This window comes from Vibrio renipiscarius (assembly GCF_000827885.1).
Taxonomy (GTDB): Bacteria; Pseudomonadota; Gammaproteobacteria; order Enterobacterales; family Vibrionaceae; genus Vibrio; species Vibrio renipiscarius.
The window spans coordinates 76-20,714 of sequence record NZ_JTKH01000016.1; the positions used below are offsets into that span (position 1 = coordinate 76).

21 protein-coding genes and 4 tRNA genes are annotated in these 20,639 nt (G+C 45.9%); 3 read left to right on the plus strand and 22 right to left on the minus strand.

Going from position 1 to position 20,639, the window contains the following annotated elements:
- Positions 1-10: 10 nt before the first annotated feature.
- The 9 genes from tuf to fkpA all read right to left on the minus strand — a co-directional run bounded on the left by tuf (position 11) and on the right by fkpA (position 7,482).
- A complete protein-coding gene (tuf, locus tag OJ16_RS09710) occupies positions 11-1,195 on the minus strand; it encodes an elongation factor Tu (protein ID WP_040989447.1) in 1,185 nt (394 codons plus the stop codon).
- A 155-nt stretch (positions 1,196-1,350) separates the two neighbouring features.
- A complete protein-coding gene (fusA, locus tag OJ16_RS09715) occupies positions 1,351-3,450 on the minus strand; it encodes an elongation factor G (RefSeq protein ID WP_040989877.1) in 2,100 nt (699 codons plus the stop codon).
- A gap of 136 nt (positions 3,451-3,586) precedes the next feature.
- Positions 3,587-4,057: a 30S ribosomal protein S7 gene (gene rpsG, locus OJ16_RS09720; protein ID WP_040989879.1), complete on the minus strand. Its 471-nt coding sequence runs from the start codon at positions 4,055-4,057 to the stop codon at positions 3,587-3,589.
- A gap of 95 nt (positions 4,058-4,152) precedes the next feature.
- Entirely contained in the window at positions 4,153-4,527 is a 375-nt protein-coding gene (gene rpsL, locus OJ16_RS09725) for a 30S ribosomal protein S12 (protein WP_005595139.1), read from the minus strand.
- A 194-nt stretch (positions 4,528-4,721) separates the two neighbouring features.
- Positions 4,722-4,997 (minus strand): sulfurtransferase complex subunit TusB, encoded by a 276-nt coding sequence (gene tusB, locus OJ16_RS09730; RefSeq protein ID WP_040989882.1) that lies wholly within the window; start codon positions 4,995-4,997, stop codon positions 4,722-4,724.
- A gap of 9 nt (positions 4,998-5,006) precedes the next feature.
- A complete protein-coding gene (tusC, locus tag OJ16_RS09735; protein WP_040989884.1) occupies positions 5,007-5,363 on the minus strand; it encodes a sulfurtransferase complex subunit TusC in 357 nt (118 codons plus the stop codon).
- Entirely contained in the window at positions 5,360-5,752 is a 393-nt protein-coding gene (gene tusD / locus OJ16_RS09740) for a sulfurtransferase complex subunit TusD (protein WP_040989886.1), read from the minus strand. Before tusD ends, tusC begins: the two co-directional genes overlap by 4 nt.
- Complete coding sequence (locus OJ16_RS09745) at positions 5,749-6,471, minus strand: helix-turn-helix transcriptional regulator (RefSeq protein ID WP_040989888.1); 723 nt, start codon at positions 6,469-6,471, stop codon at positions 5,749-5,751. The genes tusD and OJ16_RS09745 overlap by 4 nt, the downstream gene beginning before the upstream one ends.
- A gap of 228 nt (positions 6,472-6,699) precedes the next feature.
- Positions 6,700-7,482: an FKBP-type peptidyl-prolyl cis-trans isomerase gene (gene fkpA, locus OJ16_RS09750; RefSeq protein WP_040989890.1), complete on the minus strand. Its 783-nt coding sequence runs from the start codon at positions 7,480-7,482 to the stop codon at positions 6,700-6,702.
- A 132-nt stretch (positions 7,483-7,614) separates the two neighbouring features.
- Here fkpA and OJ16_RS09755 point away from each other — a divergent pair, with 132 nt between their 5' ends.
- Together OJ16_RS09755 and OJ16_RS09760 are read left to right on the plus strand one after the other, a co-directional pair.
- Positions 7,615-8,592: a WD40 repeat domain-containing protein gene (locus tag OJ16_RS09755; RefSeq protein ID WP_040989891.1), complete on the plus strand. Its 978-nt coding sequence runs from the start codon at positions 7,615-7,617 to the stop codon at positions 8,590-8,592.
- Positions 8,593-8,596: 4 nt separating this feature from the next.
- Positions 8,597-8,824, plus strand: coding sequence for a SlyX family protein (locus OJ16_RS09760; protein WP_040989893.1), 228 nt, complete (start codon positions 8,597-8,599; stop codon positions 8,822-8,824).
- A gap of 53 nt (positions 8,825-8,877) precedes the next feature.
- Here the strand turns inward: OJ16_RS09760 and OJ16_RS09765 are convergent, their stop codons facing one another.
- From OJ16_RS09765 to tsaE, 9 genes are all read right to left on the minus strand, one after another.
- Positions 8,878-9,063, minus strand: coding sequence for a DUF2065 domain-containing protein (locus OJ16_RS09765; protein ID WP_040989895.1), 186 nt, complete (start codon positions 9,061-9,063; stop codon positions 8,878-8,880).
- A gap of 84 nt (positions 9,064-9,147) precedes the next feature.
- A complete protein-coding gene (gene hflC, locus OJ16_RS09770) occupies positions 9,148-10,131 on the minus strand; it encodes a protease modulator HflC (RefSeq protein WP_040989897.1) in 984 nt (327 codons plus the stop codon).
- A gap of 2 nt (positions 10,132-10,133) precedes the next feature.
- Positions 10,134-11,330, minus strand: coding sequence for an FtsH protease activity modulator HflK (gene hflK, locus OJ16_RS09775; protein ID WP_040989899.1), 1,197 nt, complete (start codon positions 11,328-11,330; stop codon positions 10,134-10,136).
- Positions 11,331-11,375: 45 nt separating this feature from the next.
- Complete coding sequence (hflX, locus tag OJ16_RS09780) at positions 11,376-12,665, minus strand: ribosome rescue GTPase HflX (RefSeq protein WP_040989901.1); 1,290 nt, start codon at positions 12,663-12,665, stop codon at positions 11,376-11,378.
- A 43-nt stretch (positions 12,666-12,708) separates the two neighbouring features.
- Positions 12,709-12,969 carry an RNA chaperone Hfq gene (hfq, locus tag OJ16_RS09785; protein ID WP_040989903.1) on the minus strand — a complete coding sequence of 87 codons (261 nt, stop codon included), beginning with the start codon at positions 12,967-12,969 and terminating at the stop codon, positions 12,709-12,711.
- A gap of 184 nt (positions 12,970-13,153) precedes the next feature.
- Positions 13,154-14,101: a tRNA (adenosine(37)-N6)-dimethylallyltransferase MiaA gene (gene miaA, locus OJ16_RS09790; protein WP_040989905.1), complete on the minus strand. Its 948-nt coding sequence runs from the start codon at positions 14,099-14,101 to the stop codon at positions 13,154-13,156.
- Positions 14,098-16,137, minus strand: coding sequence for a DNA mismatch repair endonuclease MutL (mutL, locus tag OJ16_RS09795; protein ID WP_040989907.1), 2,040 nt, complete (start codon positions 16,135-16,137; stop codon positions 14,098-14,100). The genes miaA and mutL overlap by 4 nt, the downstream gene beginning before the upstream one ends.
- Before the next feature lie 12 nt (positions 16,138-16,149).
- On the minus strand, positions 16,150-17,871 hold the full coding sequence (locus OJ16_RS09800) for a LysM peptidoglycan-binding domain-containing protein (RefSeq protein ID WP_040989909.1): 1,722 nt from the start codon (positions 17,869-17,871) through the stop codon (positions 16,150-16,152).
- Entirely contained in the window at positions 17,865-18,329 is a 465-nt protein-coding gene (gene tsaE, locus OJ16_RS09805) for a tRNA (adenosine(37)-N6)-threonylcarbamoyltransferase complex ATPase subunit type 1 TsaE (RefSeq protein WP_040989911.1), read from the minus strand. Before tsaE ends, OJ16_RS09800 begins: the two co-directional genes overlap by 7 nt.
- A gap of 189 nt (positions 18,330-18,518) precedes the next feature.
- Between tsaE and queG the strand changes: the two genes are divergently transcribed.
- On the plus strand, positions 18,519-19,640 hold the full coding sequence (gene queG, locus OJ16_RS09810; RefSeq protein WP_040989913.1) for a tRNA epoxyqueuosine(34) reductase QueG: 1,122 nt from the start codon (positions 18,519-18,521) through the stop codon (positions 19,638-19,640).
- A gap of 589 nt (positions 19,641-20,229) precedes the next feature.
- Here the strand turns inward: queG and OJ16_RS09815 are convergent.
- The 4 genes from OJ16_RS09815 to OJ16_RS09830 all read right to left on the minus strand — a co-directional run bounded on the left by OJ16_RS09815 (position 20,230) and on the right by OJ16_RS09830 (position 20,634).
- Positions 20,230-20,305 (minus strand) — tRNA-Gly (locus OJ16_RS09815).
- Positions 20,306-20,337: 32 nt separating this feature from the next.
- Positions 20,338-20,414: transfer RNA gene (locus OJ16_RS09820), tRNA-Met, on the minus strand.
- Between the two features lie 35 nt (positions 20,415-20,449).
- Positions 20,450-20,525 (minus strand) — tRNA-Gly (locus OJ16_RS09825).
- A gap of 32 nt (positions 20,526-20,557) precedes the next feature.
- Positions 20,558-20,634 (minus strand) — tRNA-Met (locus tag OJ16_RS09830).
- Between the last annotated feature and the right edge of the window lie 5 nt (positions 20,635-20,639).

Consider the following 20,639-nt stretch of genomic DNA (forward strand, 5'->3'; position numbering starts at 1 on the left):
TTCCTAAGAATTATTCGAAGATTTTAGCTACAACACCAGCACCTACAGTACGGCCACCTTCACGGATAGCGAAACGTAGGCCATCATCCATTGCGATTGGAGCGATTAGCTCAACGATCATTTGGATGTTGTCGCCTGGCATTACCATTTCTACGCCTTCTGGTAGAGAGATATCACCAGTTACGTCAGTTGTACGGAAGTAGAACTGTGGACGGTAGCCTTTGAAGAACGGAGTATGACGGCCGCCTTCATCTTTAGAAAGTACGTATACTTCTGACTCGAACTTAGTGTGTGGAGTGATTGAACCAGGCTTAGCAAGTACTTGGCCACGTTCAACGTCATCACGCTTAGTACCACGTAGAAGTGCACCAACGTTCTCACCTGCACGACCTTCGTCAAGCAGTTTACGGAACATTTCAACACCAGTACAAGTAGTAGTCGTAGTATCTTTGATACCGATGATTGCTACTTCGTCACCTACGTTTAGGATACCGCGCTCGATACGGCCAGTTACTACTGTACCACGACCTTGGATTGAGAATACGTCTTCGATTGGCATTAGGAATGGCATATCGATTGCACGCTCAGGTTCTGGAATGTAAGAATCTAGAGCTTCTGCAAGTTCAATGATCTTAGCTTCCCACTGCTCTTCGCCGTTTAGTGCGCCTAGTGCAGAACCTTGGATAACTGGTAGGTCATCACCTGGGAAATCGTACTCAGAAAGAAGTTCACGAACTTCCATTTCTACTAGTTCAAGTAGCTCTTCGTCATCTACCATGTCACATTTGTTCATGAATACGATGATGTAAGGGATACCAACCTGACGGCCTAGTAGGATGTGCTCACGAGTTTGAGGCATTGGACCATCAGTTGCAGCAACAACTAGGATACCGCCGTCCATTTGTGCAGCACCAGTGATCATGTTTTTAACATAATCCGCGTGTCCTGGACAGTCTACGTGTGCGTAGTGACGTGCTGGAGTATCGTACTCTACGTGAGAAGTAGAGATTGTGATGCCGCGCTCGCGCTCTTCAGGAGCGTTATCGATTGAAGCGAAGTCACGAGCAGAACCGCCGTATACTTTAGATAGAGTAGTACAGATAGCTGCAGTAAGAGTAGTTTTACCGTGGTCAACGTGGCCGATAGTACCAACGTTTACGTGCGGTTTTACACGTTCAAATTTTTCTTTAGACACGTTCGTGTTCCTTCCTAGTTATGATTCGCCGCGAACAGTATTGATCACCGGCGCGCCAGAATTTGCTATTTTATGCGCCAACGTCCGTCAGCGCAATATTTGGACGTATTGATCTGAAAAAAAGTCTCTGACTTTATTTCAGGCAAGCCATCCGATTAGTAACCACGCTCTGCCATAATGGCATCTGCAAAGTTCTTCGGTACTTCTGCGTACTCATAAAACTCCATAGAGTATGAGGCGCGACCTTGAGTTGCAGAGCGTAGATCGGTTGCATAACCAAACATTTGAGATAGTGGTACTTGAGCACGAATAGTCTTTAGACCAGCGTGACCCTCATCCATACCTTCGATCATGCCGCGACGACGGTTAAGGTCGCCTACAACATCACCCATCCAATCTTCAGGAGTGGTTACTTCAACTTTCATCATCGGCTCCAGAATAACAGGGTTTGCTTCAAGAGCGCCCTTTCTGAATGCCATTGAACCTGCGATTTTAAACGCCATTTCGCTTGAATCAACATCATGGTAAGAACCATCAAACAGGGTCGCTTTGATATCCAAAACAGGATAGCCAGCAAGTACACCACTATTCAATTGCTCTTCGATACCTTTACCTACCGAGCTAATAAACTCTTTCGGTACAGCACCACCCACAATCTCATCAACAAAGACAAAACCTTCACCCAGTTCAGCGGGTTCAAGCTTGATCCATACGTGACCGTATTGACCGCGACCGCCTGACTGACGAACAAATTTGCCTTCGACTTCCGCAGTACCACGAATGGTTTCACGGTAAGCGACTTGAGGTTTACCAACGTTACAATCAACGCTGAATTCACGTTTCATACGATCAACGATGATATCAAGGTGAAGTTCACCCATACCAGAGATCAGAGTCTGACCTGTTTCGTCGTCCGTTTCTACGCGGAAAGACGGATCTTCTGCCGCTAGTTTACCTAGCGCGATACCCATCTTGTCTTGATCGGCTTGTGAACGAGGTTCTACTGCAATCTGAATAACTGGCTCAGGGAATTCCATGCGCTCTAGAATCACTTTATGATTCTGATCACACAGCGTCTCACCTGTCGTTACGTCTTTAAGACCGATTGCCGCAGCGATATCACCCGCTCGAATTTCTTTAATTTCTTCACGCTTATTGGCATGCATCTGTACGATACGACCAAAACGCTCGCGTTTTTCTTTCACTGAGTTGTAAACAGAGTCACCTGAGTTTACGACACCAGAATAAACGCGCATGAACGTCAACGTGCCTACAAATGGGTCGGTTGCAATCTTGAAAGCAAGCGCTGAAAACGGTTCGTTATCATCCGCGTGGCGCTCAACGTCTTTACCATTTTCGTCCAAGCCTTTAATTGCTGGAACATCCACTGGTGAAGGTAAGTATTCAACCACAGCATCCAGTACCGCTTGCACACCTTTATTCTTGAACGCACTACCACAAGTTGCCAGTACGATTTCATTATTCAGGGTACGAGTACGTAACGCTTCTTTGATCTCAACTTCGGTAAGCTCACCGTCTTCAAGATATTTATCCATTAGCTCTTCGCTAGCTTCAGCGGCTGCTTCAACTAGGTTGCTACGCCATTCTTCGGCAAGCTCAAGCATATCAGCTGGAATGTCTTCGTAATTAAACGACATGCCTTGGTCGGCTTCATTCCAGTTGATCATTTTCATCTTGATAAGGTCGATAACACCTTTAAAGTCCTCTTCTGCACCAACGTTCAGCTGGATAGGAACAGGGTTTGCACCAAGACGAGTTTTAATTTGATCAACAACGCGCAAGAAATCTGCACCCGTACGGTCCATTTTGTTAACAAAGACCAAACGAGGTACGTGGTATTTGTCAGCTTGACGCCATACAGTTTCAGACTGAGGTTCAACACCAGATGAGCCACAGAACACAACAACTGCGCCATCAAGTACGCGAAGAGAACGTTCAACTTCAATAGTGAAGTCAACGTGTCCAGGAGTATCAATGATGTTTACGCGGTGATCTTGGAATTGAGCTTCCATACCACGCCAAAAGGTCGTTGTTGCAGCAGAAGTGATCGTGATGCCACGTTCTTGCTCTTGCTCCATCCAGTCCATGGTAGCAGCGCCATCATGAACTTCACCGATTTTGTGTGAAAGGCCAGTGTAGAACAAAATGCGTTCAGTTGTGGTTGTTTTACCTGCATCTACGTGCGCACAGATACCGATATTACGGTAGCGCTCAATAGGAGTTTTACGGGCCACGGTTGAATCCTCTTAACTTAGGGACTATTGCTATGTTCAGGGGAAAATTATCAAACCCTAGATATAGCAATAGTTCCTAGCATACGCATAGGAACTAAAGAGGTGCTGCAAGGAACCTTGCAGCACTATAAAGGTATTACCAGCGGTAATGAGCGAACGCTTTGTTAGCGTCAGCCATGCGGTGAACGTCTTCACGTTTCTTAACCGCAGTACCTTTGTTTTCTGACGCGTCTAGCATTTCAGCAGCTAGGCGTGCAGCCATAGATTTTTCACCACGCTTGCGCGCAGCTTCAACTACCCAACGCATAGCAAGAGCGTTACGGCGAACCGGACGAACTTCTACAGGTACTTGGTAAGTTGAACCACCCACACGGCGAGATTTAACTTCTACCGATGGACGAATGTTTTCAAGAGCTTCTTCAAATACAGCTAAGTGATCTTTACCAGATTTCTCAGCCATAGTGTCTAGTGCAGTGTAAACAATTTTCTCTGCAGTAGATTTTTTACCGTCAACCATAAGGATGTTAACGAATTTTGCCAGCAATTCAGATTTGAACTTAGGATCTGGAAGGATCTTACGCTGACCAATAACGCGACGACGTGGCATGGATATTCTCCGTTGTCTTTTTCAGGTTATCCAAAACTTTTCAGTTTCTTCAAAAATTAAATATTTTAGTGTTTGGCCTTACTTAACGGAATCCATTAAGACTTAGGACGTTTCACACCGTACTTAGAACGAGCTTGTTTACGGTCGTTTACGCCAGCACAGTCAAGTGCGCCGCGAACTGTGTGGTAACGAACACCCGGAAGGTCTTTTACACGACCGCCACGGATTAGTACAACACTGTGCTCTTGAAGGTTGTGACCTTCACCGCCGATGTACGATGTAACTTCGAAGCCATTTGTCAGACGTACACGACAAACTTTACGAAGTGCTGAGTTAGGTTTTTTAGGTGTAGTAGTGTAAACACGAGTACATACACCACGTTTTTGTGGGCACGCTTCTAGTGCTGGCACGTTGCTTTTAACAACTTGCTTTGCACGAGGCTTGCGAACCAACTGGTTAATAGTTGCCATTAACTAGCTCCTGAATTACTTGAAAGTAAGCTTTGTGAAAAATCTATACCTACCTGACGAGTGTAAATTCACTTCGTACAAATAGGGACGCAAAATTCTATGCAGCAGTGAGAGGTGTGTCAAGAAATATACAGATCTTTTTTAACCTTCGGGACCTCTACAGCCATTCCTGAAGTCAAATTTGAAGAGATTCGTTAATTCCAAGTCAGTGATGTGGAATGCGCTACGGTCAGCTCAACAAAGCCGTCAAAGTCCACCACGCTTAACGATGGGCTGATTCGGTTGTAAATTCCACGCGCCTCAGCATCCGCTTTGAGCACGAAGACATCCATCGGCTTGAGTATAGTAAACATCGGATGTTGCGCATTGCACAGATAGACCGAATCTTCGACCAATAGGAGCTGATCCCCAACTTGGTAGACCTCAATGAGCTCCAACAGAGCATTTGGCTGCTTAACGATATGTAACATAGTTCATTCTCAAAACGACAACAATTTACGGGCTTGATGTAATTTGAGGTTCATTGCCGCAGTCTCTAACCGCTCTGCATCAATGACCAAATCGGCATTAGATAAACCACGTAACGCCAACGAGTGCGCACAGACATACACCTGCTCAATATCATACAAATCGAACAATTTAAGCATCGGAGCGTAGTCTTTGCTCAAGATGTCTTGCGGTTGCTGCCCTTGCAATAATTGATAGACGCCATCACCCATAAACAACACGGTAATGTCTTCGCAATAGGCCGAAGCGGCAAGCAAAGCATCAACCCCTTCTCGCCCTGCGCTGCTACTGTGCGGAGCACTGCGAAATACGTAAGTTAATTGACTCAAAACTGCACCACCCTATCTTGAGTTAACATCGCTTCAGCAAGACTGCCTAATCCGGCCTGAGAGAAGCCTGTAGCCAAGTTATGTTGAGAGAGCCCATGTTGGGTTGCCTCTCCTTGACTGACCACCCCACGGCGCAGTGCGGCCGCCACACACGTTTCTAAACGTACTGCGTGCATCTCCGACAACTTTTGCCAAGCTTTCGTCAGATCAAATTCATCATTCGCAGGGACGGTTAAGGCTGAACCGTTACTCACACCATCTTGATAAAAAAACACACTCACGAGAGTGTGTCCTTTGGCGATAAGAGCTTCAGCAAACTGGTAGGCACTTCGGGCCGATTGGCTGCCATACACGGCACCATTCACCACCAAGGTGTAAGTTAGTTTCACTTTTCCTCATCCTCAGTTTTACGCTGGCGAATATAGAGGTATACCGTATGCTTCGATATGTTCAATCTGTCCGCCACGCGATTAATCGCATCTTTAATGTCGAAAATACCCTTATCGTAAAGCTCCATGACGATCTGACGATTTTTAGTATTGTTCGATACCGATTTATCCCCATTGATTTCTTCAATGGTTCGCTCGACCGTCTGATCCACCAGCTCTTCAACGTCACTCGCGAAGTTAACCGATGACGCGGCATCTTTCGCTTCTTGTGTCGGCATAAATGATTGCAACACTTGAGAAAAAGGGGCATCCAAATTCACGTTAATACACAGCAGACCGATCACTCGATTCTCACCATTGCGAATCGCAACGGTAATCGACTTCATCAATACCCCGCCTTTGGCGCGAGTAAAATAGGAACGAGAAAAATTGCGCTCTGAACCTTCAATATCTTTCAGCATTTTTAATGCAAGATCGGTAATAGGCGAACCCACCTTTCGGCCGGTGTTTTCACCGTTGGCAATCTTAATCGCCGAGGTATTCAAGTCTTCTAGCGAGTGCAGAACGATTTCACAAAAAGGGCCAATAAGGCTTGCGATCCCATCCACGACAGCTTCGTAAGATCTTAGAATGATTTTATCGTGCTCACTAAACGGCATCACATGAACGGATTCCATTTCGAGCAACATATCCATATTTAAGGTTTCAGTCGTTGTCACTTTCTTTAGCCTTCGAGCGATAAATCAACAAATTGATGTAAGTTTATCAGAAATTTTGAAGAGAACACCAAGCTATAAGACTAACTAGTGATTTAGAACAAATAAATCAGCCACTGATCGCAGCAATAACGAAGGTTGTTCGACGAACAATACGCAGGGTTAAAGATCGAAAATTAAAGCAAAAAAAAAAGACCCGGCATTGCCGAGTCTTCTTAAACACGTTATCGATTATTGAGCCGCTTGCGCGCCATTGTCGATATTGATCAGTTCAACTTCAAACACCAAAGTCGAGTTTGCAGGGATCGTCGGTGTATCTTGACCACCGTAAGCAAGCTCTGGCGGAATCACGAACTTGAACTTAGAGCCCACTGGCATTAACTGCACGCCTTCCGTCCAACCTGGGATAACTCGGTTAAGTGGGAAAGTCGCCGTTTCGTTACGATCGTAAGAACTGTCGAATTGCGTACCATCGATTAATGTGCCTTTGTAGTGCACTTCAACAGTATCAGTATCTTTAGGCTGTGCGCCTTCGCCCTTCGTTACCACTTGGTACATTAGGCCAGTATCGGTTGTTGTTACACCCTCTTGCTTAGCAAACTCAGCGCGGAAGTCATCACCAGCTTTTTGATTCGCCGCTGACTTTTCAGCCGTTTGCTTTTGCATCGTTTCAGCAACACGTTGATCTAAACCTTCTAGTGCCGCACGAATTTGAGCGTCATCCAGTTTTGCCTTGTCAGCAAACACATCTGAAATACCTTCCAGTACAAGATCTTTGTTTAGAGTGATACCGATTTCACTTGGCTTATCTAAACTTTGAGAAAGGTAATTAGCAAAAGACACGCCGATTGCGTATGCCGCTTTGTCATCTTCAGTTTTAAAGTTGCTCGCTGCATCCACTTCTACTTGCTCAACGACTGGAGCCACTTCTTTTTTTGGTTCTTCTTCTTTTTGGCAGCCAACTGCAAGCGCAACAGTCGCGGCAAGCAATGACACTTTAAAAATCGATTTCATTTAATTCTCCAATTAGGGCATTTTGTCTTTGTGCACAAATCTTTAATAAAAACTGGTACGCACTTACATGTTATACCAATATAGCCAATATGCGTCTGAATGAAACGTAAACCAAGTGGATAATTGGACTTGATGCGGATATTTTTAAACACTCTACTGTTTGGCTTTGTCATCACAGCGTTAAATGGCTGTTTTTTTAACGATTCCGACGCACAGCGTTGGGAAATTGAACCACTGGGTGCCGCTAGCTTTGCCTTAAGTCGCGACGCTCGCTTTGCGCTATTGTATTCTAAACAGCACCAACTCGTACTGTGGGATCTTGAGCAGTCAAAAGCGCTCGCCACACTCGGCGCGCAAGATCAGCAAGCCAATGCCGTCACCCGCATTCGCATCTCAGACAGCAACCGTTATGCCATTACCGCCACCAGCACAAACTTTGCCGTTTGGGATCTTGCGTGGGCACAATCTCAAGGGCTTTGGTCTATTTCGGATGGTTCGATTCGAGATATCGACATCGCCAGCGATGGTCAACAAGTCTTACTTGGTTTATCTAATGGCAAAGCCATCTACGTTGATTTAGTCACCGGACGGCGATTAGAGTTCCTTGCTCACCAAGAAAAAGTTAATTCTGTTGCGATTTCGCCCAATGGACGATTTGCGTTAACGGGCGGAAATGATTACAACGCGTATTTATGGGATACCGCCAGTGGACAAATCGTCCATAGCTTTACTCATGAGCAGCGAGTCAATCGAGTGGCATTACACCGAGACGGTCTCTATGCCTTTTCTTCTGACAGCGGCAATCAGGCGACGGTATGGGACTTGGTAACGGGCGAAGCCATCACATCGTTAAGTAGCCTATCAAGGCAGCTTATTTTTTCGAGTGCTCGCTTCTCCGATGATGGACAGCAGTTGGTCACCGGAACCCCTTCTAGCCGCGTGATGGTCTGGGATTCGCAGTCAGGAAAACGCCTTCATGGTTTTGAAGCCGCTCCTTTAAAAGATGCTCGTCCTCCTCGTGCAGTAGTGTATGATGCGGCCTTTGATAATCAGCACCGCGTTGTTTCTGGCACTTCTGCAGGCATCGCACAGGCTTGGACATTGGATTAATACTATGACAGAAATGCACATCACTGAACTTGAAAACCGTATTAACGACCTTGAATGTCAACTCTCATTTCAAGAACAGACTATTGAGTCATTGAATGATGCGTTAAGTCAGCAACAATTGTTGATTAGCAAGATGCAGGATCAGATGAAATACGTGGCAGGAAAAGTAAAGAACTTAGACTCTTCAAATCTAGCGGATCCATCAGAAGAAACACCACCACCGCACTATTAAAGATCGTCCGATGGTGGCTGGTATTGCGCGCTCGTCTATTTGAAAATGGGTGATTAGCTAAAGCAATACGCAATGACGACACCAGCAACCACCAAACAACCGCCAACCCTTCTTAGTTGAGCGTCAGGCTGCTTACTTAGCTCGGCAACCATACTGCGCCAACCATTGGGTGCAATCAGAGGCCCGAGTCCTTCGACGATCAATACAAGGCCAATGGCCAACCAAATTGAACTAGACATTACCGCGTCTCACTCTGTCGTTGAATCGATTTAGATAAAAAGAAAGGCTCCTAAAAAGGAGCCTTTTTTATTTTGGTGACCTGCTTACTTAGTAGCAGCCCCTTTCGCGTTATTCATGTATTGGAAGAACTCACTGTTCGGGTCCAAAACAAGAATGTCGTTCTTGTTGCTGAATGATCTCTCATACGCTTTCAATGAACGAAGGAAGCTAAAGAACTCAGGATCTTTGCTGTACGCATCAGAGTAAATCTTCGCTGATTCCGCATCGGCTTCACCGCGTGTTACTCGTGCAGTTCTGTCAGCTTCAGCCAGCGTTGTCGCCACTTCAAGTTCTGCTTGAGCGCGGATAACTTCGGCCTTCTCACGACCTTGAGAACGGAACTTACGAGCAACCGATTCACGCTCAGCACGCATACGCTTGTAGATTGAATCACTGATGTTGTCTGGAAGGTTGATTTTCTTCATACGGAAATCAACAATTTCAACACCCAAGTCATCCATTGCGCTTTGACGCGAACCATTTAAAACATTCGACATGATGACATCACGTTCGCCATCGATTTCCAATGCTTCTTTTGCCGCTTCTGTTGTCGCAACCGTTTCTAGATTATCTGCCGCAGGCAAAACATCTTTGTTACGAGGACCAGAAACAATTTGCTTGATCTCACGAGCACCGATTTCAGAACGCAGTAGATCGGTAACTTTACGCTCAAGCAACGTTTCCGCAGTCAGTGTGTTACCACCACCTGTCGCCAGGTAGTATTGACCGAAATCTTTGATACGCCATTTCACATAGGTATCAATGATCACGTCTTTTTTCTCTGACGTTACGAAGCGGTCTGAACGACCATCCATCGTTTGAATTCGCGCATCCAGTGTTTTCACACTATCGAACAAAGGCATTTTGAAATGCAGACCAGGTTCGTAAATACGCGCGATTTCGTTGTTGTCTTTTAGTACTCGACCAAAACGGATCACGATGCCACGCTCACCTTCTGGGATCACAAACAGTGACATCAGCATGATCGATAAAGCAACAACCAATACAGGGATCATTAACTTACGCATTATTAGTATCTCCCTTGGCGCGAATCAGATGAACGAGATGACGTGTCTGCCGGTGTTTCAGTACGAGTTGCTTCAAGCTCAATTTGATCGTAAGCCGACGTTGATTTCGAGCTACGTTTTGTTTGAGTTTGACCGTCTTGACCCGCTAACTTGTCAATTGGTAAGTACAGCAAGTTACCGCTTGATTCTGAATCGATAAGCACTTTCGACGTATTTGAGTACACTTCTTCCATCGTATCTAGGTACAGACGATCACGTGTCACATCTGGCGCCGATAGATATTCTGGCAGTAGCTTTTCAAACTGAGCAACTTGACCCAACGCTTCATTAGTGACGCGTTCAGAGTAACCCAATGCTTCTTTCTTCAGACGCTCAGCACGACCCGTTGCTTTAGGCAAAATGTCATTGCGGTAAGCTTCAGCTTCACGTTCAAAACGCTCCGCATCTTCACGAGCCGCGATAGCATCATCAAAGGCATCTTTTACTTGCTCAGGTGGACGTGCAGACTGGAAGTTCACATCAACAAGTACCAGACCCATATCGTAATTATCGATAATGCCGTTTAGCGTTTCTTGTGTGCTTTGACGAATTTGCTGACGACCACTGGTTAGAATACTATCCATAAGTGAATCACCAATCACTGCACGTAATGCAGAATCGGTTGCTTGGCGTAAGCTATCGTCCGCGTTAGTCACACGGTATAGGTATTTGTATGGATCCGCTACGCGGTACTGAACATCCATGCCGACTGTAACGACGTTTTCATCTTTGGTTAGCATCGTACCAGATGCACGCAAAGAGCGAATTGCTTGTACGTTAACCGCCGTCACTTCATCAATAAAACGAGGGCGCCAGTTCAAACCAGGATCGACCACGCGATCGTATTTGCCTAAACGCAAAACCACACCGCGCTCAGCTTCGCCGATAGTATAGAAACCAGCAAAGAACCAGATTGCGATTGCGATTGCAGCAATGACACCAACGCCAAGAACACCGCCACCGCCGCCGATAGATGGGCCTTTACCGCCCTTTCCACCACCAAATTTGCCACCCAGCTTCTGACTCAGTTTGTTGAAGACTTCGTCTAAGTCTGGCGGACCTTGTTCACGGCCACCTTTGTTACCGCGATTATTATTACCCCATGGGTCATTATCGCGGCCTTTGTCGCCGTTATTATTACCAGGCTCATTCCACGCCATTAGAAAGCTCCATCATTTGATATGACGTTATACTGTAGCAGTCATTTAAGTAACTATAAAGTCACGTAAAACTGCCCCTTCTCTTTTTTCAAGTCTAGACCAATCTACTTGTTGCATGCGGATATTTATCAACAAGTTACCATCTTGATCATATTCTTCTTTTTGAATGCATTTCATTTGGAAGAATGTACTACGTAAACGCCCTTGATGTTGCGGCGAAATACACAATTGGTATTGAACCATTTGACTGGCTAAACGCTCAGTTAATGCCTCAAAGAGTAAGTCAATACCGATGCCATCCATTGCCGACACCCACACGGTTCGTGGAATGCCTTCTTCATCATGTTCGATACGCGGTTTTTGGTCTTCTAGATTATCAATCTTATTCATCACGACCAGAGACGGCACCTCATGGGCATCAATCTCTTCAAGGACGATATGAACAGCTTGCATGTTCTCACGAAAACGTTCGTCACTGGCATCAACAACATGTAACAAAATGTCAGCTTCTTGCGTCTCTTGTAACGTTGCCTTAAAGGCTGCAACAAGATCGTGAGGTAAATGTCGAATAAAACCAACAGTATCCGCTAGAATCGCGGGCCCAACATCAATGAGTTCAATTTTTCGAAGCGTTGGATCCAGCGTTGCAAACAGTTGATCAGCGGCATACACCCCCGCCTGCGTAATACAGTTAAACAATGTCGATTTTCCGGCATTGGTATAACCGACTAAAGAGACGGTAGGTATTTCTGCTCGATTTCGCGCACGGCGGCCTTGTTCACGCTGTTTGGCTACTTTGTCCAAACGACGCAGAATCGCTTTAATGCGTTCACGCAATAAACGGCGGTCAGTTTCTAACTGAGTTTCACCTGGACCACGTAAACCGATCCCACCTTTTTGTCTTTCAAGGTGCGTCCAACCACGAATAAGTCGAGTAGAGATATGACGAAGCTGAGCAAGCTCAACTTGCAGTTTACCTTCGTGGGTACGGGCACGTTGTGCGAAGATATCGAGGATCAAACCGGTACGGTCGACAACTCGGCATTGGCACAGCGCTTCAAGGTTACGTTCTTGGGCAGGAGAGAGGGCGTGATTGAAAATCACAATATCCGCATCAGTCGATTGTACAATTTGTGCAATTTCCTGAGCTTTGCCCTCACCGACATAGTATTTAGGAAGTGGTGCCTGACGACTGCCCGTTACGACTTGTAACGATGAGACACCAGCAGAAGACACCAACATTTCAAACTCGTTGAGATCTTCCCACTCCCCTTCTTGCGTGAAGTTGATATGAACAAGTACGGCTCGCTCACCGGCTTCATAACGGTCAAACAAGCAATCAACTCCTTAAAGTAATACTAATAATGATGTTCAGAGATTAGTCTTCCGACTTCTCTGGACGGTCGCCCTGCGGACGGTCAGCACTGTGGTGGCTTACTGGACGCGCAGGTACAACAGTAGAAATCGCATGCTTATAAACCATTTGGTTTACTGTATTCTTCAATAAGATCACGAATTGATCGAAAGACTCGATCTGACCTTGTAGTTTGATACCGTTCACAAGATAGATAGACACTGGAATACGTTCGCGACGTAAAGCGTTTAAGAACGGGTCTTGTAAAGATTGCCCCTTAGCCATTTTATTTTCCTTATTTTGTAATTTTGTTTTAGTTATTTAGCTAGTGGTAGATTGCTAACAGCAATACTGCTGCATTTCAGCTAAACGAATAAAAAACACCCCTGAGTTACTGTTATGAAGGCAAATACCTCAAAATTCAAGTAACAGATCCTTTACAGGGCACATTCACGCAAAAGCGATCACATTATACACAGCTACCATCGCTTGATACCACGGCATTTGAGACGGTTTCTAGTGCTTGATCAATGTTTTCGCTATCTAACCAAGTTAAATTATCCCAGCTGCGTAACCAGGTAATTTGTCGCTTGGCCAATTGGCGGGTTGCACAGACACCTTTAAAAATAGCATCATCGAGAGTGCAATTCCCATCCAAATAATCCCACATCTGTCGATATCCAACACAACGAATCGATGGTAAATCAGGATGAAGATCTTCACGCGCGTACAGCGCCTTCATTTCTTGCTCAAACCCTGCGTCCATCATTTTTTCGAAACGTAATTCAATACGACGATGCAGTTCAGCCCTATCCTTGGGAGCTATAGCAAACTGTTTAACATTAAACGGCAGGCTCTCGCCTTTCGTTTTCGTTAGCTCTGTAAGAGTTTTACCTGAAATACGATAAACTTCCAATGCTCGCGATAACCTTTGCGGATCATTACGATGTATACGTTCAGCAGAAACGGGATCGACTTCACGTAACTGGTCGTGCAACGCTTCCCAACCGAGGGTTAATGCTTCTTGCTCGAGTTGTTTTCGTATCTCTGGATCCGCAGCCGGAAGAGGCGATAAACCTTCTAACAATGCTTTGTAATACAGCATGGTTCCGCCCACGAGGAGAGGAATCTTGCCTTGAGCAACAATGTCGTTCATTTCACGTAACGCATCACGGCGAAAATCAGCCGCAGAATACGATTCCGCAGGATCTAAAATATCAATCAAGCGGTGTGGCGCAAGAGCCAGTTCATTGGCATCTGGCTTCGCCGTGCCAATATCCATCCCTTTGTAGATCAATGCCGAATCAACCGAAATGATCTCAATTGGGTATTTTTGGCGTAGACGAATCGCGAGATCCGTTTTTCCTGATGCGGTTGGGCCCATTAAAAATAAGGCTAACGGTAATTCTTTATTCATAGGTTAAAAGCTGCGATCGTTGCAGAAAAGTCTATCGGCCTTACAAATTCTTGATCTTGCAAAGGCAATCGTTCTTGCCAAAGTTGTTCAACCTCAGCAATGATTTGAATGGCTTCGGACAAAGTGTAGTCGCTTTTCACACGAGTCACTTGATCCGCTAGCCAGTTTGACAACAATTTGACGTCTAGAGTCGCAGGGGTGAATCCTTTTGTCTGTTGTGTCGTTGAAGCGGCGTAAGATAACAGATCCGGAATCAACTGTTGTAAGTTTTGTTGTCGCAACGGTTGAGGGACACCCATCACCATTACGCTTTGTCCGGTTCGAGATTTTAGTTCAATACCAAATCGCTCAAAAAGCGCTTGATAGCGTTGCACCGTCGCAAGCAACTCTGGTTCCAACTTCAATGAAAGTGGCACCAATAATGGTTGGCTTTTTAGTGCGTATTCACCCACCTGTAACTGCCCACAAGCTCGCAACCATTCAGCTTTCGCTAAGGAAACCACATGCGCGCCTTGTTTACTGGCCATCATGACAAAGCGTCCTGAAGCCATACAGATCGCTTTGCCCAGCGCTTGAATGGGTTCCGCACTCGGATGCACGTCATTGATCGCACGTGATTGAGCCGTATTGTCTTGGCTTGGGGTCTGTAATAGCTGCTGATAAGCGGCGGTTTCTTGCTTGGAAGGGGTTGGCGTAGCGAAGTGTTCTTTCGCACGATCAGAACGATGGACTTGTCCATGCTCGCGCTGACTGCCACTCTCTTGCCAATGACCGCGAGGCGTCGCTTCTCGAATCGATGAATGCGAAGCACGATCTTCGTGATAGCCGACACGCCCTGGATAGCTCGGCGTATTCTCAACCGCATGATAGACACGTTGCGGAACACTCGATTCATTTGAGTTTGAGCTGGCTTTCGTATCATGATCATCAGCAGGATGATCTTCATGGACAGCAGTTTGAGTCGCGCTACTCGGCGCATCATGCGACGTCGGCATGCCATGGAAAGCAGACGACTTCACTTCCGGCTTATCAATATGATGACTTTGAGCGAGGGCGTCGGCTAAGGCTTGGTAAATAAAGTCATGCACCAATCTGGCTTGATGGAAACGCACTTCATGCTTCGCCGGATGCACATTGACATCCACTTGATGTGGGTCGATCTCAATATACAGCACATACGTCGCAAACTGCTCGGGACGCAAACTCATTTCATAGCTTTGGCGTATCGCATGATTGATCAACTTATCACGCATCATGCGGCCGTTAACATAACAGTACTGTAAATCGCTTTGCTGGCGAGCCCCTTCAGGCGTGGTGATCCAACCATGCAATTTTAAGCCTTGATGTTCGAGCTCGATTTTTAGCATATGGCGGACAAAGTGATTCCCGCATACCGCCGCAATGCGTTTTTCTGCCTGCGATTCCGTTTTCGCCGCTCGATATTGCTTCATCATCTTGCCGTTATGGCGCAAATTGATCGTCACATCAAAGCAGCTCAACGCGATACGTTTGATCAACTCGTCAATGTGGGCAAATTCTGTTTTTTCAGTACGAAGAAATTTACGTCTGGCTGGGGTATTAAAGAATAGATCCAACACCTCGACCGAGGTGCCAAGCGGATGTGCCGCAGGCAACAAGCTCACCGCCATATCTCGCCCTTCACAGTGCGCCGCCCATGCTTGCTCTTGCGTTGCAGGACGTGACGTTAGGGTTAAACGAGAAACAGAGCTGATACTCGCCAAGGCTTCACCGCGAAAGCCAAGGCTCATGATCGCCTCAAGATCATCCAATGAATGAATCTTTGAGGTAGCATGTCGACTGAGCGCCAAACCTAATTCCTCTTTCGCGATACCTTTCCCGTTATCGCGCACTCGGATCAACTTAGCGCCACCCTTTTCGATATCAATATCGATCCGTGTCGCGCCAGAATCAATGCTGTTTTCAACCAGCTCTTTAACGACCGACGCTGGACGCTCAACCACTTCACCAGCAGCAATTTGGTTTGCCAGTCGAGCGGGCAGAATTTTGATCGTCATATCGGCTCGCTATTAACTATGAGGAATGATGAGCATCTGACCCACGGCCAGTTGATCAGATTTCAAATTATTGGCACGGCGTAAACCGGTGAGACTTACATTGTATTTTTTCGCAATTTTACCTAAGAAGTCACCGCGCTGTACTTTGTGCTTTCGCAGCGGTTGATCTTTTAAGCTCACCGTTATCTTCAGCTTTTGGCCTAATTTCAGCGTATCAGAGCGCAGTTTATTTTCTCGCTTGATTGCCGCCACCGAGACTTTATAGCGACTCGCGATCTTGCCAAGATAATCCCCCCTCGCCACCACATGAGTGATCGTTTGGGTTTCAACGGGGTTATGCACTTGCGGCACCGAAACCGAGCTGGACGCTCCCGGGATCGTTAACGTTTGGCCAATCGCAAGGCTGCTGCTTTTCAGTTTATTCGCTTGCATGATCGCTTTCGTTGAACTGCCATACTTCTTGGCAATTAACGACAACGATTCGCCGCGGCTCACTTTATGCTTACTACCCTTACCACGGTTTGCAAACAAGGTGCCTTCTGGTGGGTTCGCTTCAAAATATTGCACGATCGCTTTTGCCAACGCACGAGCCAATTTATCTTGGTGGCTGCGTTGGAATAACAGCTTCTCTTCCGTCGGATTCGAGATAAAGCCGGTTTCGACCAATACCGACGGAATATCGGGTGATTTCAATACGGCAAGACTGGCGTTAACAGGTTCTTTCTTATGTAAGCGAACGCCCACACTGCTCATCTCACCCAGAATCTCCTTCGCCACTTTATAGCCTTCTTTTTGTGAATGGCTAAATTGCAGATCCAATAATGTTTGGCTCACGTTTTTATCATTGTTGTTCTTTGCCAACACTTCGCCAGCACCACCCAGAAGCTGAGATTGCTCCTCATGGTTTTCAACCCAACGTGCAATTTCCGTGTTCGCACGACGGGTGTTTAGAACAAACACCGAACCACCACGCGGCTTTGGTGAATGAAATGCATCGGCATGAACCGACACCAGTAAATGCGCTTTATTTTGACGAGCGATACCGGAACGCTTGTTCAAGTTAACGTAATAGTCACCACGTCGAGTCAACACCGCTTTCATGCCTGGAATAGCATTGATTTGATCGGCCATCTTCTTAGAGATTGCGAGCGTTGCGTGTTTTTCGTATTTTTTCGTCGGACCAATTGAGCCCGGATCTTCGCCACCATGGCCCGCATCAATCGCGACAACGATATCAGCAGTACCCAGTAACTGTGAAACATCACGACTCACTTGCGTTTTACTTGGTGATGTCGCCACGACCGCAGCCGGCTTGCTCCCACCATGAGAAAAATCCACCACTAAGCGATGGCCATATTGACCACCAGGCGTAGGCGCAAGCTTAAATAATTGCGCAGGGGCGCTTTTTGATAATTCAAACACCAAACGATAAGTCCCCGCGGTTGGCGGCGAACTTTTACGAATTTTTTTCAATACCGGACTGTCTTTCACAGAAAGAGGCAGCTTGGTCTTCAGCTGAGTGTCTTTAAGGTCGACCACCAAACGAGCAGGGCTAGACAAGGAAAAGTAGCTAAACTCCGCTTCCGATTTCAAGTCGATCACTACACGAGTTTCGTCGGGAGATGGCCATACACGCAAACTCTCTAATGCATTCGCCCATACCGACGTAGAAACCAAAGACAATAGCAATGCACAAGAAAGACCGACCGTGCGAAAATATTTACTGATCAACATAGCTCCAACTGGTCTAAAAGACGACGTCCATAATCATTATTAGCGACAAGTTCGACAACACGCGCTTCACCGTTATAGCGAATATCAATATCAAGATCCGCATCAGGCAGCATGCCAACCCCTCTCTCTGGCCATTCCACTAAACAGATAGCATCAGGGGTAAAGTAGTCGCGAATACCCATAAATTCTAGTTCTTCCGGATCCGCCAAGCGATAAAGATCGAAATGATAAACTTGCCATTGATCGAGCTGATAAGGTTCAACCAAGGTGTATGTTGGACTTTTAACATTACCTTGATGACCTAATGCGCGCACAAAACCACGACTAAAGGTCGTTTTACCCGCCCCAAGATCACCATGCAGATAGATGGTGGTTTGCTGCGAACATAGATTGGCGAGGGCCGTTCCTAATTGGATCGTCGCATTTTCATCAGATAGGGCAAATTGTTTTGAGCTCATGGCTGTTTTCTCGTAGATGACGATATAAAAATCAAAAGAACCGGAATAGTAAACTGGGTTGGAATTGAGAGACAAGCTCTCTTGTGTAAGTTAACGGAAAATAATCATCAATTAAACTCGATTTGCTGGCTAGATCCCGCACAGAAGATCTTGTAAGATCCGCCGCCCCTTTGTATGAGTATTGCGCGCATGAACTATCAAGAACTCGCAGATAACATCAAAATTTGGGCCAAAGAGCTTGGATTCCAAAAAGTAGGCATCTGCGATGTCAATTTGCAAGAACATGAAGCAGCATTACAACAATGGCTCGACGCGGGTTATCACGGCAGCATGGACTGGATGGCTCGCCACGGCATGATGCGTGCAAGACCAAATGAACTACTGCCGGGCACAGTGCGTGTCATCAGCGCGCGTATGGATTACCTACCACCGCAAGCTCAATTTGCCAGTAACTTAGACGATCCAACTCAAGCTTATATCAGTCGATACGCACTGGGGCGGGATTATCACAAACTCCTTCGTAACCAACTCAAAAAGCTAGGCCAAAGAATCGAACTCGAAGTGGGTGCATTCGGCTACCGTCCTTTTGTTGACTCAGCTCCGATCTTAGAGCGTCCGCTGGCACAGAAAGCCGGTTTAGGCTGGACAGGTAAGCATTCTCTTATTCTAGATAAAGAATGTGGTTCATGGTTTTTTCTTGGCGAGTTATTGATTGATCTGCCACTGCCTGTGGACACACCAAGTGAAGAACAGTGTGGAAAATGTAAAGCCTGCATAACGTCTTGTCCCACCAATGCCATTGTTGACGATGGGATTGTTGATGCTCGCCGCTGCCTTTCTTATCTTACGATTGAATATGATGGTGTGATTCCAGAAGAGTTTCGCAAACCGATGGGCAATCGTATCTATGGCTGTGATGACTGCCAACTTGTTTGCCCTTGGAACCGCTTTTCACCATTGACTGATCACGATGATTTCCATCGCCGTCAATCGTTGAAAAATCCCGATCTTATCGAGCTTTTTTCTTGGGATGAAGCGCGCTTTCTAAAAAACATGGAAGGCTCCGCGATTCGACGCATTGGTCATGGCCAATGGCTACGTAATATCTCGGTTGCGATGGGGAACGCGCCCTATTCTCAACATATTGTTGAAGCACTTAAAATGCGCAAAGGCCTATCACTGGTTCTTGATGAACACATTGAATGGGCGTTAGAACAGCAATTAAAGCAAGTAAGAGAAGAGTGCGGTATCAATATTACCCATCAAAGACTTATTCGGATTATCAATAAAGGCTTGCCGAGAGATGCATAATATTTGCCATTTGACTAGCAAGGTTATTTGACTTGTGTCTAAAATCCTAAATGTGGAAAAGCAATTAGTCACACGCTCAAATGAATGTGTTGATAAAAGTTAATCACAAGCGGAAGAAATGATTAGGATCAAGTAAAAACCATTTAATGATCCAAAAGGCAACTTTGATCAGAATGCGCTTACAGGCAAAACCCTTTAAAAACATACACTTAATTAAAAGCGTGCATTTTCCACAGCTTAGATATAAGTAAATGATCTTTCTAGGATTATTTTATACAGAGCAAAGTTTCAGGTTACCCACCAAGTTATCCACACTAATTTTTTTGTGGATAAGTCTGTTAATTAATCAATAGATAGCACCCAGCACACGCTTCCAGCTCAATTATTATCTAAATTCAATAAGATAATAACAAAGACAAAAGCGCCAGCCTGTATAGCAGCGTATTTGAATAATTTATGGGTTTATGCTTCACAGCATTAGAAAGAGCGTGTGGCCTGCTTGGCCAGATCAAATGAAGCATTCATTTGAAGGGGAATCCAAAGTCACTGAAATAGTTCGCTGACTTATTGTCTTCATTAAGAAGAAATTTGGAGCGACACATCGGGTTCGAACCGATGACCTCAACCTTGGCAAGGTTGCGCTCTACCAACTGAGCTAGTGTCGCATGAATAATCGCTGTTGCAATTACTCTTAATGTGGTTGCGGGAGCAGGATTTGAACCTACGACCTTCGGGTTATGAGCCCGACGAGCTACCATGCTGCTCCATCCCGCGTCCGGATGTCATTGTTAAGCACAATGAGAACTATTTGGAGCGACACATCGGGTTCGAACCGATGACCTCAACCTTGGCAAGGTTGCGCTCTACCAACTGAGCTAGTGTCGCATGAATAATCGCTAATGCAATTACTCTTAATGTGGTTGCGGGAGCAGGATTTGAACCTACGACCTTCGGGTTATGAGCCCGACGAGCTACCATGCTGCTCCATCCCGCGTCCGG